This is a genomic window from Streptomyces sp. CG 926, assembly GCF_003148825.1.
GTDB lineage: Bacteria > Actinomycetota > Actinomycetes > Streptomycetales > Streptomycetaceae > Streptomyces.
Genome location: NZ_QGGZ01000008.1, coordinates 64,516 through 77,446, shown reverse-complemented (window position 1 = coordinate 77,446; position 12,931 = coordinate 64,516). Strand labels below are relative to the sequence as shown.

Below are 12,931 nucleotides of genomic sequence, written 5' to 3'. Positions count from 1 at the left end.
CTCCGCCGCTGCACCGGGCTCCGCCCGGACCCGCGCCTCGAACGCCGGCGAGGCTCAAATACCAGCCTCGCCGGCGTTTGAGGCGCGGGGACTCGGGGGCGGCGCCGCACCGGGCAGCGTTGACCCACCGTCACCCCGGATGTTAGACAGCATGCAGCAACACACGCAACGACTGTTGCACAAAGCGCAACACGGAGGCACCGCATGGCCAGCGACAGCGATCCCGTCAAGGACCTCGCCGACGAGCCGGTCGACCACCGGTTCAAGGGACTTCCCCCGGAGGCCCAGGCGCAGGGCCTCACGGTGGGCCGGCTCGCCGCCGAGCGGCGGGATCTGTACACCGGCGGCTTCACCACCCCCGTCCTGACGCTCGACGCGGACGCGCTGGAGCACAATCTCGCCGCGCTCGGCGCCTACGCCGCCCGGCACGACCTGGCCTTCGCCCCGCACGGCAAGACCTGCATGTCCCCGCAGCTCTTCCGGCGCCAGCTGGAATACGGCGCGTGGGGCATCACCGCCGCCGTCCCCCACCAGGCCCGCGTCTACCGCGCCTTCGGCATCGGGCGGATCTTCCTGGCCAACGAGCTCGTCGATCCCGCCGCCCTGCGCTGGGTCGCCGACGAGCTCGCCGCCGACCCGGACTTCCACTTCGTCTGCTACGTCGACTCCGTACGCGGGGTCGAGCTCATGGACCGCGCCCTCCAGGGCCGGACGCCGGCCGCCCGCATCGACGTCGTCGTCGAGCTCGGCGCCGGTGAGGGCGCCCGGACCGGGGCCCGTACCGACGAGGACTGCCGCGCCGTCGCCGACGCCGTGGGCGCCGCCACCGCCCTGCGTCTCGTCGGGATCGCCGGCTACGAGGCGGAGGTGCCCGATGCCGACCCCGAGTCGGTCCACGCGTACCTGCGCCGGCTCACCGCGCTGGCCGTCGAGTTCGACGAGGCGGGTCGGTTCCCCGCGGACCTCGACGAGATCGTCGTCAGCGCCGGCGGCTCGTCCTGGTTCGACGCGGTCGCCGACGTGTTCGCCGAGCTCCCGGAGCTCTCCCGCCCGGTCCTCAAGCTGCTGCGCTCCGGCGCGTACGTCTCCCACGACCACGGCTGGTACACCCGGCTGACCCCCTTCAACCGGCACCCGGAGGAGGGCGGCCTGCGTCCCGCGTTCCGGCTGTGGACCCAGGTCGTCTCCCGCCCCTCCCCCACCCAGGCCTTCGTCAACGCGGGCAAGCGGGACATCGCCTACGACCTGGGCCTGCCCGAGGCCGAGCTGGTCCGCGACGCCCTCACCGGCGAGGAGCGCCCCGCCGCCGGTGTCCGCGTGGTCAAACTGTCCGACCAGCACGCCTGGCTGGAGACCGACTCGCCCGAGGACGTGCAGGTGGGCGACTGGGTGGCGCTCGGCATGTCCCACCCGTGCACGATCTTCGAGAAGTGGCCGCTGATCCCGGTCGTGGAGGCCGACGGCGCCGTCACCGACTACGTGCGCACCTTCTTCTAGGCGCCGGTCGTGGACCTGGTCATCCGGGGGGCCCGCGTCGTCGACGGCACGGGCGGTCCCTCGTACACGGCGGACGTCGGGGTCCACGAGGGCCGGATCGTCGAGATCGGCAGGCTCCCGGGCGGCGGGCGGCGCACCCTCGACGCGCACGGCCTGGCCCTCGCCCCGGGCTTCGTGGACATGCACGCCCACAGCGACCTCGCCCTGCTCCGCGACCCGGACCACAGCGCGAAGGCCGCGCAGGGCGTGACCCTCGAAGTCCTCGGCCAGGACGGCCTGTCGTACGCGCCCGTCGACGACCGCACCCTCGGTGAGGTGCGGGCCGCGATCGCCGGCTGGAACGGCTCCGGCGACGACATCGACTTCGACTGGCGCACGGTCGGCGAGTACCTCGACCGGCTGGACCGGGCGCACGGTGGTCGGGGGGTGGCCGTCAACGCCGCCTACCTGGTCCCCCAGGGCACGGTCCGCGCCTACGCCCTCGGCTGGGCGGACCGGCCCGCGACCGCGGCCGAGCTGGACCGGATGCGCCGGCTCGTCGCCGACGGTCTGGCCCAGGGCGCCGTCGGGCTGTCCTCCGGCCTCACCTACACCCCCGGCATGTACGCCACCGGGTCCGAACTGACCGAGCTGTGCCGGGTCGTGGCCCGGTACGGCGGCTACTACTGCCCGCACCACCGCAGTTACGGCCACGGCGCGCTCGCCGCCTACGCCGAGATGGTCGCCCTCGCCCGGGAGGCCGGCTGCGCCCTGCACCTGGCGCACGCCACCATGAACTTCGGCGAGAACCGGGGCCGGGCTTCCGAGTTGCTCGCCCTGCTCGACGCGGCCCTGGCCGAGGGGGTCGACATCACCCTCGACAGCTACCCGTACACCCCCGGCTGCACCACCCTCGTCGCGCTCCTCCCGAGCTGGGCGAACGAGGGCGGGCCGGAGGCGGTCCTGGCCCGGCTGCGGGACGACGCCCAGGCCGAGCGGATCCGCCACGCGCTGGAGGTCGAGGGCGCCGACGGCTGTCACGGCGTCCCCGTCGACTGGTCGACGATCGAGATCTCGGGCACCGCCGACCCCGCGCACGGCGCGTACGTCGGCCGGCGCCTGGACGGCTGGGAGAGCGCCCGCCGGCTGCTGCTGGGCGACCGGCTCGCGCCGACGATCCTCCAGCACGTCGGGGACGAGGAGAACGTCCGGGCGATCATGCGCCACCGCGTCCACACCGGCGGCTCCGACGGCATCCTCCAGGGCGCGAAGCCGCACCCGCGCGCCTACGGCACCTTCCCCCACTACCTCGGCCACTACGTCCGCGAACTCGGCCTGCTCTCCCTGGAGGAGTGCGTGGCGCACCTGGCCGGCCGGCCCGCGGCGCGGCTGCGGCTGCCCGACCGGGGCCTGGTCCGCGTGGGGTACCGCGCCGACCTCGTGCTGTTCGACCCGGACACGGTGGCGGCCGGGTCGACGTACGAGCGGCCACGCGCGGCGCCGACCGGCGTTCCGCACGTCCTGATCGACGGGCGTTTCGTCATGCGCGACGGGCGCCGGACGGACGTGCTGGCCGGACGCTCGGTGCGCCGAACCGCCCGCGATCTTCGGTAGATCGGACATCTACGATGGTCGGCATGGTCGCCTTCGCCCTCGCCGCCCTGCTCTTCCTCGCGTTCTGCGCAAGTGTCCGGCAGGACCGGCGCCGGTTCAGCAACGCCGTGCTCCTGGGGCTGACCTTCCTCAGCCTGTTCTCCGCGCTGTTCCTCCAGGTCGGCAAGTTGCCCACCTGGGCGGCCGTCACGGTCGTCGTGATCGCCTTCGCCTCACCGGCGTTCGCCACCCTCGCCCTGGGCGTCTTCCTCGTCCGCAACGGGCTGATCATGATCCGCAAGGAGGGCTTCCGGCCGGCCAACCTGCTGTCGATGCTCGCCGGCCTCGCGATCTTCGGGCTGATCGCGCTGCTGGTCCTCGTCGGCGTGGTCGGCTCCCCGCTCCTCGGCGGGATCGCCGGAACACTCACCGTGGTCGCCGGTTACATCTCCTTCGTCTTCTTCTGCTTCCTCGGCTACGCCTTCCTCTACGGCCGGATCAAGGTGCGCGGCGACGTCGACCACGTGGTGATGCTGGGCTCGGGCCTGGTCGGTGGCGACCGCGTGCCGCCGCTGCTGGCCTCCCGCCTGCGCAAGGGACAGCAGATCTACGAGGCCCAGCTGGCCCGGAACGGTCGGCCGCCGATGCTGCTCGTCTCGGGCGGCAAGGGCTCGGACGAGAAGGTCTCCGAGGCCCGGGCGATGGCGGACTGGCTGATCGCCCAGGGCGTGCCCGAGCAGCACGTCGTGCTGGAGGACCGCTCCACCACGACCGAGGAGAACATGCTCTTCAGCCGGGACATCATGACGGCGCACGACCCGGCCTACCGGTGTGTGGTGGTCACCAACAACTTCCACGCCTTCCGGGCGGCGATGCTGGCCCGCAAGACCGGCGTCAACGGGCAGGTGCTCGGTTCCCCCACCGCCAAGTACTACTGGCCGAGCGCCACCATCCGCGAGTTCGTCGCGATCTTCTGGGAGCACCGGATCGTGAACCTGTCGATCTGCGCGCTGCTCACCGTCTTCGGTGCGCTCGGCACGCTGGCCGCGGTCCTCGTCTGACCCGCGCGGTTCGAAGTGCGTTCATGGGGCGGTGGTCGGACCATGGGGCCAGGGGAAAACCGTAGGAGGTACGCGATGGTCAGTGAACCCGACGAGCAGCCCACACGGTCGGACCGGCTCTTCACGGGCGGCGAGCGACCGTACGACCCCGAGGACCTCGTGATGGTGACCGGCCACGACCCGACTCCGGAGCGGATCGAAAAGGCCCGTCAGCTGATGGAGAAGGAGGGCCCGCAGGTCATCGAGCGCTACCTGCCGTAGGTGCCCGGTACGGGCCCACGGCCGCGGCGCGCCACGGATGCTGCCGAAACTCCGCCCCGGGGTCGCCCCCCGGGGCGGGGTCGTCCGATGTCCGGCGCCCCGGCGCTCCGGCGCGGGTCGCGGGCGCGCATCCAGAATCGTTAATGCTCGTTAGCCGCAAGGGGGACACGACCCTAAGGACAGGAAAAATGCACGCACTCGATGTCGACTGGGACCACCCCACCGACCCGCGACCCGGCCCACGGCTCGACCACGTACGCGCCTACGTGAGCACCGCGGGCGCCGACGGGCACCTCTGGCACGGGGTCCCCACCCTCCTGCTGAGCACGCTCGACCGCGCGAGCGGCCGCGCCGTCCGCACCCCGCTGATCTACGGCGAGGACGAAGACCGCCACATCGTCCTGGCCTCCGCCTACGGCGCCCCAGACCACCCCCGCTGGTACCGGAACCTCACCGCGCACCCGGAGGTCCGCCTCCAGGTCGGCTCCGCCACCTTCACGGCGTCGGCGCGTACCGCCACGCCCCAGGAGCGGGAGGTGTACTGGGAGATGATGACGGCCCTGTGGCCCCCGTTCGAGGACGACCGCGCCGCGGCCCGACCCCGCGAGATCCCGCTGGTGATCCTGGAGCGCGTGGGCTGACCCGAGCCCGATCGGCAGGAGACGGCAGGGCGCCGCTAGTGCGTCGGGGCGGCGACCGCGCTGTACGTGCGTCCGCCCACGTCGTACTCGCCCAGCGGGACCATGCCGAATCCGTCGACGTGCACCTTCCAGGACGGCACGTTCCCGGCCTCGATGAAGGCGACCACGGCTTCGGCGCGCTCCGAGGCCGCCGCCACGGCCATGGTGAACAGCGCCCGGGCCACGCCACGCCCCCGGTACGCGGCGTCGACCACCACCGGCCCGTAGAGCAGCCACCGCGCCCGGGCCAGCGGACGCCCCTGCCATTCCAGCGCCTCCTGTGCCCGGAGCAGGCCCGCGACCGGCGGCGACGGGTCGGCCAGGGTCGTGGGCTCGGACAGCGCGAGCAGCCCGGCGACGCGGCCCGCGTCGTCCGCGACCAGCAGCTCGCGCGCTCCGGCCATCGCCCGCAGCGCGGGGACGTCGAAGCGGCCCTGCACGAAACCCTGTTCCGCCCGCTGCCGTTCCGTCAGCGCGTCGTGGTGGTTGGCCGCGAAGAGCTCGGCCATGGCGGGCGCGTCGGCCTCGGTGGCGTACCGGTACTGCATCCCGCGATCGTGTCACGCCCCCACCGCCGGACCCCGCCGCCGACACCAGGGCCTACGGGTGACACCGAGGGCGGTATTGAACACGTTCAACGCCTCTGACAGTATGTGCTTCGGCGAACCCGCCGGGCAGCGGACATACGGATCCGCCCGCCCTCGCGACGGGTTGCCACACGACCGGAGGTGGGCACGAGATGGGCCTGGTCCTGCTGCTCATCGGCGCCGTCCTCGTCCTTGCCGTCGCTCTCGTGGGCCTGGCCGTGGTCCTCACCGCGAGCGCGGCCCTGGGCCTCGCGACCGCCGCGGCGAGCCGCAAGCTGCCGCTCCGGGTCAGGATCGCGCTGCTGCTGGTCGTCGCCGCCGCTCCGGGGGCGGCACTGGTGGTCGCCCTGGACATCGGGGGCGCCTGGCAGTCGGCCGCCTGGGCGCTGCCGTTCCTCGCGACGGTCGCCGCGGGAGCCGCCTTGCTCGCCTTCGAGGCCCACCGGCGCCGCGCACCCAGGATCCCGACGCCGGCCTGGCCGGTCCGAAACTGGCCGGCCGCCGGTCTCTGAGGAGCACCGCTCACCCGTGGTCGTACACGGTCACGTCCACGTCGCGCGCACAGAGCGCCTCGGTGATCAGCGGCTCGATCCGCGACCACGTACCGCCCGCGAGCCCGCACCCGATGCGTGGCATGTGAACGCTCGCCCCGAGCTCGACGGCGCGGTCGGCGAGCGCGGTGAGGCAGCGCCGCACGGCGTCGTAGCGAATGGGCGGCCCTGCGCTCCCGGTCCTCATGCCGCGCTGACCGACCATGTTGGCCACCCACACGTCGGGCTTCACCCGCACCAGTTGCACGGCGCCCAACCCGAAGTCGTTCCCGCTGCGCCCCCGATGCCAGGCCCGGTACGCGACCTCGGGCTCCTCCCAGCGCTTCGAAACGGCCAGCACGAAGCCCTTACCCCACCCCCCGAGGTCATTGCAGACATGCGCGACGACCTTGGGCCCCTTGGCCTGGGGACTCGTCGCATCCCCGGCGATGATCCTCAGCTCCTTCATGCCCGAACCCTATGCGCGAGGTCCGACAGGCCGAGGGGCGAGCCGGGCGAGCGCGGCGGGCGCGGCGGGCGGGACCGGAGAGGGCGCGGTCACAGGTACTCGCGGGCGAATTCCACCGCCCATTCCACCGCCGCCAGCGGGACGCTGCCCGCCTGGGGGTCGATGGTGAGGCGGGCCGATTCCCAGCCCTGGTCGTGTTCGCGGAAGATCGCGAAGCGGGCTTCCTCCAACACCCCTTCCGGCCTGACCAGGAATTCGATCGCCCGGTCGTCGCCATCCGTGCCGACCGTGGCGATCTCCATGTCACCGACTACGAAAACCACTGTCCCGCGCTCCTCAGTTGCCGCTGTACACGTACACCAGCAGGAAGAACGCGACGAAGAGCGCTCCTGCCGCCATGAGGGCGCCGGCCGCGGCCACCACGACCGCGGCGACCCGTTCGGTACGCCGGCGGTGGTCCGCCGGCTTCCACTCGCCCTGGTTCATGCCGCCCAGCCTCCACCGAGGCACCGAGGGCCACATGAGTGCGCGTACTCATCCGGGGTACTCAATGCGGCCTACCCGGTCGCACCCGATCCACCCGGCCACCTGGGGTGACGAGCGCAACACCATGCGCTCGCCCCGACCCGCCGCCCACTCATTCCGCAGGTCGGAACGCGGGCGCGGCCCCGGATTCCAAGGGGGGACCACTTCCCCACCCACCCATTACCCGAAGTGGGACAAACCGCCCCGCGAACCTCTCTTCGAAAACACACGTCACGCCCGCACCCGGGACCGTAAGCTCCCGTCATGCAGGTGATCCAGTCAACCAAACTCGCCAATGTCTGTTACGAGATCCGCGGCCCCGTGCTCGACGAGGCGATGCGGCTCGAAGCAGCAGGTCATCGCATCCTCAAGCTCAACACGGGCAACCCCGCGGCCTTCGGCTTCGAGTGCCCTCCGGAGATCCTTGAGGACATGCTCCGCAACCTGGGCTCCGCCCACGGTTACGGTGACGCGAAGGGGCTGCTCTCCGCGCGCCGCGCGGTCATGCAGCACTACCAGACCAAGGGCATCGACCTGGACGTCGAGGACATCTACCTCGGCAACGGCGTCTCCGAGCTGATCCAGATGTCGATGCAGGCGCTGCTCGACGACGGCGACGAGGTCCTGGTCCCCGCACCGGACTACCCGCTGTGGACCGCCTCCGTGTCGCTGGCCGGCGGTACGGCCGTGCACTACCGCTGCGACGAGCAGTCCGACTGGATGCCCGACCTCGCCGACATCGAGCGCAAGGTCACCGATCGCACCAAGGCGATCGTCATCATCAACCCGAACAACCCGACCGGCGCCGTCTACGACGAAGAGATGCTGCGCGGACTCACCGACATCGCGCGCCGCCACAACCTGGTCGTCTGCTCGGACGAGATCTACGACCGGATCCTCTACGACGGCACCGTGCACCACAACACCGCCGCCATCGCCCCCGACCTGCTGACGCTGACCTTCAACGGGCTCTCGAAGAACTACCGGGTCGCCGGCTACCGGTCCGGCTGGATGGCGGTCTGCGGCCCCAAGAAGCACGCCGCCTGCTACATCGAGGGCCTCACGGTCCTGGCGAACATGCGTCTGTGCGCGAACATGCCCTCGCAGTACGCCGTGGCCACGGCGCTCGGCGGCCGGCAGTCGATCGAGGACCTGGTCCTGCCCGGCGGGCGGATCCTGGAGCAGCGCAACGTCGCGTACGACCTGCTCACCCAGATCCCGGGCGTCACGTGCGTCAAGCCGAAGGGCGCGCTGTACGCCTTCCCGCGACTGGACCCGTCCGTCTACAAGATCAAGGACGACCGGCAGATGGTCCTGGACCTGCTGCGGGCCGAGAAGATCATGGTGGTGCACGGTACGGGCTTCAACTGGCCCGAGCCCGACCACTTCCGGATCGTGACCCTGCCGAACGCCAAGGATCTGGCCGACGCCGTGACCCGGATCGGGAACTTCCTCGACGGCTACAGCCAGCTGTAACCACGAGCGGTGCGTCTCGCCGGAGTCCAGCCGGCGAGACGCAGCCCCCAGCAACAGGATTCACCTCAACTTTAGAACCGATCCAATGTAGGATGGTCTCCTGACCACGCAGGAGGCCACCTCATGTACGAGCCGATCCGCACGAAGCCGGTCGTCCACCGCATGGGCGCCACTCCGGCCGACTACCCGCACAGCAGCCGCGGCGAAGCGCTGGACATCCAGCTCGCCGGCCACCTCGCGGCGCTGCTCGCCGTCACCGACGAGCTCGGGCTCGACGAGGGCGCGGCCGAGATCGCCGCCCAGGTCGCACGACTGCGCGGGAGCCGGCCCGCCCGCGCCCCGCGCCGCTCCCCCGAGGACACCGCCGCGCTGCACCGGCGCGCGCACGACCTCGCCGCCCGCGCGCTCCTCGTCGCCGCGTCGCGCGCCGACACCACCGTCGCGATCCTCGCCGCCGAGCGCATGGACGCGCACGCCGCCGCCCTGAAGTCCTCGGACCTGGCCGGCGCCCTCTAGACGGCCCCGGTCCGGGGCCGCGTAGGCTCCGGATCGGGTGCCACGTTCCGCGCCGAGCGCCTGCGGCAGCGGCGGAAATTGGACAGAACCCCGTGCTCCGAACACGATGATGGCTGAAAGATCGCGGCAGCACGGGGGAGGCCGCTCCACATGGTCGTTCTCCTCCTCTCCGCTCCGTCCCCGTTCGAGCATTCTGGAGAGACTCGCCCATGAGCTTCGGCGACCCCAACAACCCCTACGGCCAGCAGCCTCCGCAGGGGCAGCCCGGCCACCCGCAGCAGGCCCCGCAGGGCGTGCCCCCGCAGTACGGCTACCCCCAGCAGCCGCCGCAGGGCGCCGCCCCGCAGTACGGCTACCCGCAGCAGACCCCGCCGCCGTACGGCGCGTACCCGCCGCCGGGCATGCCCGCGCCGGGCATGCCGGGCTCGGGGATGCCGCCGCTCGCCCACTGGGGTCTGCGCGTGGGCGCGACCCTGCTCGACGCACTGATCATCGCGGGCCCGATGTACGCGCTCATCGGTATCGGCGCGGCCATCGCCACCGACGAGTCGACCGAGGCGATCGCCGGCGTCCTCAGCCTGGTCGGCATGCTCTACGCCCTCGGCATGGGCATCTTCCAGGTGTACAAGGAAGGCACCACCGGCCAGACGATCGGTAAGAAGATCGTCGGCACCAGCGTGCACCGTGAGATGGACGGGGCCACGCTCGGCTTCGGCATGGCGTTCGTCCGCCGGCTGGCGCACTTCCTCGACGGCGCCGCCTGCTACATCGGCTACCTGTGGCCGCTGTGGGACGAGAAGAAGCAGACCTTCGCCGACAAGGTGTGCAGCACCGTCGTCATCAAGGTGAACAAGAACGGCTGATCGCCGCACGGTGAGGACCGGTGGCGACCGGCCGCGCACTGCCTCCGCTCAGGGAGTCCGCGCGAACTCCGCGCCGGCGACCCCGCACCAGGGCACCGTCGCCACCGGCCACACCGGGCCGACCGCTTCCCCGTACTCGGTCGCGCCCGGGGCCACGCCCGGAATCTTCACCAACGCCTGGGCGGCCCGCCCTCGCGGGTCCGGTTCGGCGCGGTCGCGGAACTCCACCGTGACGACGTACGCGCCGGGGCCCTCGGCCCGCCCCGTCGCCTCCACGGCGGCCACCACCCGGCGGCTGGCCGGATCGATGCGGCACCCGGTGACGCGTACGTCCTCCACCGCCGCCCGCGGCGGCGCCTGCGGCGGATCGCCGCCGCTCGCCCACACGTACAGACCCAGCGGGGCGAACACCAGCAGCCCGGCCACCGTCACCAGGCCGACCAGCCAGCCCTGCCATTTCAACGTGCTCACAGCCATGTCCTGATCCTCCCGGGCCGCCGCCCCGCCCACCAGCACCCGAGGGCTCACACAGCATTTCGAAGTGGGACCGCCTGGACACCTGACGTTCATTCAACTTGGCGCGGAATGTGGGTTTCCGCGAGCACGCTGCACCCGTGAGACGCATCCTAGGAATCGTCCTGGGCCTCCTCCTGATCGGCGGCGTGCTCTACGTCGTCGCATTCCAGGGGCAGGATCACCCAGAAACCACGGCAACGAAGACCGTGCGTGGCGTCATCGGCTCGGAGAAGTCCGAATTCTTCCGCGACCCCGACGTCGTCAAGGCCCTTGCCGCCAAGGGCTACACCGTGAAGACGGAGACCTCTGGCTCCTGGGCGATGGACCAGCTCGCCCTCAAGGAGTTCGACTTCGCCTTCCCCAGCAGCAGTGAACCCGCCAAGGAGGTCGCGGCCGCCGCCGGACTCAAGGGGGTCCAGGAGACCAAGCCGTTCTTCTCCCCCCTGGTCGTCATCGCCCGGCAGGGCGCCGCCAAGGTGCTGGCCGACAACGGCCTCGCCAGGATGACCGGCAAGAACTCCGGGACCCTGCTCATGGGCCCCTTCCTCAAGGACTCCGGCGAGGACCGCACCTGGCAGCAGCTGCCCGGCTCCTCCGCCTACGCCGAGCTGACCGGCACGGTGTTCATCAAGACCACCGACCCGTCCTCCTCCAACTCCGGCGCCCTCTTCCTCGCCGCCACGTCCAACGTCGCGAACGGCAACACCGTGGTCGCCGACGACGCCGGCATCGCCCGCACCGCGCCCCTGATGCGCAAGCTCATCTCCGTCCAGGGCGCGCTGGAGCCCAGCACCGACGACCCCTTCCGGGCCTTCATCAGCGGCAGCGGCGAACCGCTGATCCTGGTGTACGAGTCCCAGGTGGCCTCGCTGCTGATGCAGCACCAGGATCCGGGCGACATGGTCGTGCTCTACCCGGACACCACCGTCAACTCGGCGCACACCTTCGTGCCGCTGACCGAGCAGGCGAAGGAGCTGGGCACCCTCCTCGCCACCGATCCGAAGCTGCGCGAACTGGCCGTGCTCCGCGGGTTCCGCCCGCAGGAGGGCGTGGCCGAGTTCACCGCGGCCACGGCGCCGCACACCGCCTACCTCAACACGGGGCTGACCGGCATCCGCCAGGTCGGCACACCCACCGTCAAGATCCTGATGGCGCTGGCCCAGCGCGCCAAGGGCCAGGGGGACACGCCATGACAACGACACCGCCCGAGGACACGTCCTTCCGGCTGAGCCCGCCGGAGCCCGTCGCCCCCGTACGCAAGGAGCAGGCCGCCGGGCTGGTCCCGCTGCAGGACGGCGTCCGCGAGGAGATGGCCCGCCGGGCCGGGGAGTACGTGGGCTCGCTCGCCGCGATCGACGCCCGCTCCCCCGAGTTCGCGCAGCGCATCGGTGAGATAGCCGGTCTCGGCGCCGGCGACATCCGCAGCGCCGCCCAGCAGTCCAACCGGATGCTGGAGCGGGCCGTACGCTCGCTGGGCTCCGACGGCGGCGACGCCCAGGCCCGGGTCGCGGGCTCCCTCGTGGAGCTGCGGCGCACGGTCGAGGACCTCGACCCGCGGGACACACCCGCCAAGGGAGCCCGCAAGCTGCTCGCGAAGCTGCCGGGCGGCAACAGGTTCCGCGACCACGTGGCGAAGTACGCCTCCTCCCAGGCCACCCTCAACAAGATCGTGGGCTCGCTGCGCGGCGGCCAGGACGAGCTGCGCCGCGACAACGCGGCGTTGCACACCGAGCGTTCGCGCCTGTGGGAGACCATGGGCAAGCTCCAGGAGTACGCGGTCCTGACCGAGGCCCTGGACGGCGCCGTCGAGCAGCGGATCGCCGAGGCGGAGCACACCGATCCGGGTGCGGCCGACGCGCTGCGCGCGGACGTGCTCTTCCCGGTCCGGCAGAAGCACCAGGACCTGCTGACGCAGCTGGCCGTCTGCGCGCAGGGCTATCTGGCGATGGACGTGGTCCGGCGCAACAACGACGAGCTGATCAAGGGCGTCGACCGGGCCGCCACCACCACCGTGTCCGCGCTGCGGATCGCCGTGATGCTGGCGTCGGCCCTCGACAACCAGCGCAAGGTGATCGAGCAGGTCGACGCCCTGAGGGGGACCACCGAGGAGCTGATCCGGGGCAACGCGGAGATGCTGTCCACACAGAGCGGCGAGATCCAGCGGATCGCGGCCGATCCGGCGGTGGGCGTCGAGACCCTGCGGACCGCCTTCGCGCAGATCTACAAGACCCTGGACGCGATCGACACGTTCAAGGTGCAGGCGACGCAGAACATGGCGGCAACGGTGGAGTCGCTGGCCGGCGAGCTGCAGAGCGCCTCGGCGCACCTCGCGCGGACCCGCGGTGCCGCTTCCCTGGAAGGCGGTGCGCTGTGAGCGC

The 12,931-nt window shown here is 71.8% G+C and carries 16 protein-coding genes; 11 read left to right on the top strand and 5 right to left on the bottom strand.

Translation table 11 applies throughout. The annotated features are described in order from the left end of the window. Nucleotides 1-204: 204 nt before the first annotated feature. The 5 genes from BCL76_RS21700 (at nucleotide 205) to BCL76_RS21680 (ending at nucleotide 5,032) form a co-directional block, all read left to right on the top strand. Nucleotides 205-1,497, top strand: a complete 1,293-nt coding sequence (locus BCL76_RS21700) for an amino acid deaminase (protein WP_109781122.1) — start codon at nucleotides 205-207, stop codon at nucleotides 1,495-1,497. A 9-nt stretch (nucleotides 1,498-1,506) separates the two neighbouring features. After that, on the top strand, nucleotides 1,507-3,090 hold the full coding sequence (locus tag BCL76_RS21695; RefSeq protein ID WP_109781121.1) for an N-acyl-D-amino-acid deacylase family protein: 1,584 nt from the start codon (nucleotides 1,507-1,509) through the stop codon (nucleotides 3,088-3,090). A 23-nt stretch (nucleotides 3,091-3,113) separates the two neighbouring features. Next, nucleotides 3,114-4,130 (top strand): YdcF family protein, encoded by a 1,017-nt coding sequence (locus tag BCL76_RS21690; protein WP_109781365.1) that lies wholly within the window; start codon nucleotides 3,114-3,116, stop codon nucleotides 4,128-4,130. A 75-nt stretch (nucleotides 4,131-4,205) separates the two neighbouring features. Further along, nucleotides 4,206-4,391, top strand: a complete 186-nt coding sequence (locus BCL76_RS21685) for a hypothetical protein (protein WP_030712263.1) — start codon at nucleotides 4,206-4,208, stop codon at nucleotides 4,389-4,391. Nucleotides 4,392-4,579: 188 nt separating this feature from the next. Next, nucleotides 4,580-5,032: a nitroreductase/quinone reductase family protein gene (locus BCL76_RS21680; protein WP_109781120.1), complete on the top strand. Its 453-nt coding sequence runs from the start codon at nucleotides 4,580-4,582 to the stop codon at nucleotides 5,030-5,032. Between the two features lie 35 nt (nucleotides 5,033-5,067). Here BCL76_RS21680 and BCL76_RS21675 read toward each other — a convergent pair whose 3' ends face one another. Further along, entirely contained in the window at nucleotides 5,068-5,619 is a 552-nt protein-coding gene (locus BCL76_RS21675; protein WP_109781119.1) for a GNAT family N-acetyltransferase, read from the bottom strand. 191 nt (nucleotides 5,620-5,810) lie between these two features. On the opposite strand from BCL76_RS21675, the gene BCL76_RS21670 reads away from it, so the two are divergent. Beyond that, on the top strand, nucleotides 5,811-6,170 hold the full coding sequence (locus tag BCL76_RS21670; RefSeq protein ID WP_109781118.1) for a hypothetical protein: 360 nt from the start codon (nucleotides 5,811-5,813) through the stop codon (nucleotides 6,168-6,170). A gap of 10 nt (nucleotides 6,171-6,180) precedes the next feature. On the opposite strand, the gene BCL76_RS21665 is transcribed toward BCL76_RS21670, so the two are convergent. The 3 genes from BCL76_RS21665 to BCL76_RS39055 all read right to left on the bottom strand — a co-directional run bounded on the left by BCL76_RS21665 (nucleotide 6,181) and on the right by BCL76_RS39055 (nucleotide 7,143). Then, nucleotides 6,181-6,657 carry a macro domain-containing protein gene (locus tag BCL76_RS21665; protein ID WP_109781117.1) on the bottom strand — a complete coding sequence of 159 codons (477 nt, stop codon included), beginning with the start codon at nucleotides 6,655-6,657 and terminating at the stop codon, nucleotides 6,181-6,183. Nucleotides 6,658-6,746: 89 nt separating this feature from the next. Next, nucleotides 6,747-6,980, bottom strand: a complete 234-nt coding sequence (locus tag BCL76_RS21660) for a hypothetical protein (RefSeq protein ID WP_146228410.1) — start codon at nucleotides 6,978-6,980, stop codon at nucleotides 6,747-6,749. Between the two features lie 13 nt (nucleotides 6,981-6,993). Next, on the bottom strand, nucleotides 6,994-7,143 hold the full coding sequence (locus BCL76_RS39055; protein ID WP_181382653.1) for a hypothetical protein: 150 nt from the start codon (nucleotides 7,141-7,143) through the stop codon (nucleotides 6,994-6,996). Between the two features lie 303 nt (nucleotides 7,144-7,446). On the opposite strand from BCL76_RS39055, the gene BCL76_RS21655 reads away from it, so the two are divergent. The 3 genes from BCL76_RS21655 (at nucleotide 7,447) to BCL76_RS21645 (ending at nucleotide 10,037) form a co-directional block, all read left to right on the top strand. Beyond that, nucleotides 7,447-8,658 carry a pyridoxal phosphate-dependent aminotransferase gene (locus BCL76_RS21655; RefSeq protein ID WP_030765097.1) on the top strand — a complete coding sequence of 404 codons (1,212 nt, stop codon included), beginning with the start codon at nucleotides 7,447-7,449 and terminating at the stop codon, nucleotides 8,656-8,658. 123 nt (nucleotides 8,659-8,781) lie between these two features. Next, the gene (locus BCL76_RS21650) at nucleotides 8,782-9,174 is read left to right on the top strand and encodes an SCO4983 family protein (protein ID WP_109781115.1); all 393 of its coding nucleotides are present in this window, start codon (nucleotides 8,782-8,784) and stop codon (nucleotides 9,172-9,174) included. 209 nt (nucleotides 9,175-9,383) lie between these two features. Then, nucleotides 9,384-10,037 (top strand): RDD family protein, encoded by a 654-nt coding sequence (locus BCL76_RS21645; RefSeq protein WP_109781114.1) that lies wholly within the window; start codon nucleotides 9,384-9,386, stop codon nucleotides 10,035-10,037. A 48-nt stretch (nucleotides 10,038-10,085) separates the two neighbouring features. Here the strand turns inward: BCL76_RS21645 and BCL76_RS21640 are convergent, their stop codons facing one another. Then, entirely contained in the window at nucleotides 10,086-10,514 is a 429-nt protein-coding gene (locus BCL76_RS21640; protein ID WP_146228409.1) for a hypothetical protein, read from the bottom strand. A gap of 137 nt (nucleotides 10,515-10,651) precedes the next feature. Between BCL76_RS21640 and BCL76_RS21635 the strand changes: the two genes are divergently transcribed. Both BCL76_RS21635 and BCL76_RS21630 read left to right on the top strand, forming a co-directional pair. Then, nucleotides 10,652-11,746, top strand: a complete 1,095-nt coding sequence (locus BCL76_RS21635; protein ID WP_258309831.1) for a substrate-binding domain-containing protein — start codon at nucleotides 10,652-10,654, stop codon at nucleotides 11,744-11,746. Then, a complete protein-coding gene (locus BCL76_RS21630; RefSeq protein ID WP_109781111.1) occupies nucleotides 11,743-12,927 on the top strand; it encodes a toxic anion resistance protein in 1,185 nt (394 codons plus the stop codon). The genes BCL76_RS21635 and BCL76_RS21630 overlap by 4 nt, the downstream gene beginning before the upstream one ends. Nucleotides 12,928-12,931 lie beyond the last annotated feature (4 nt).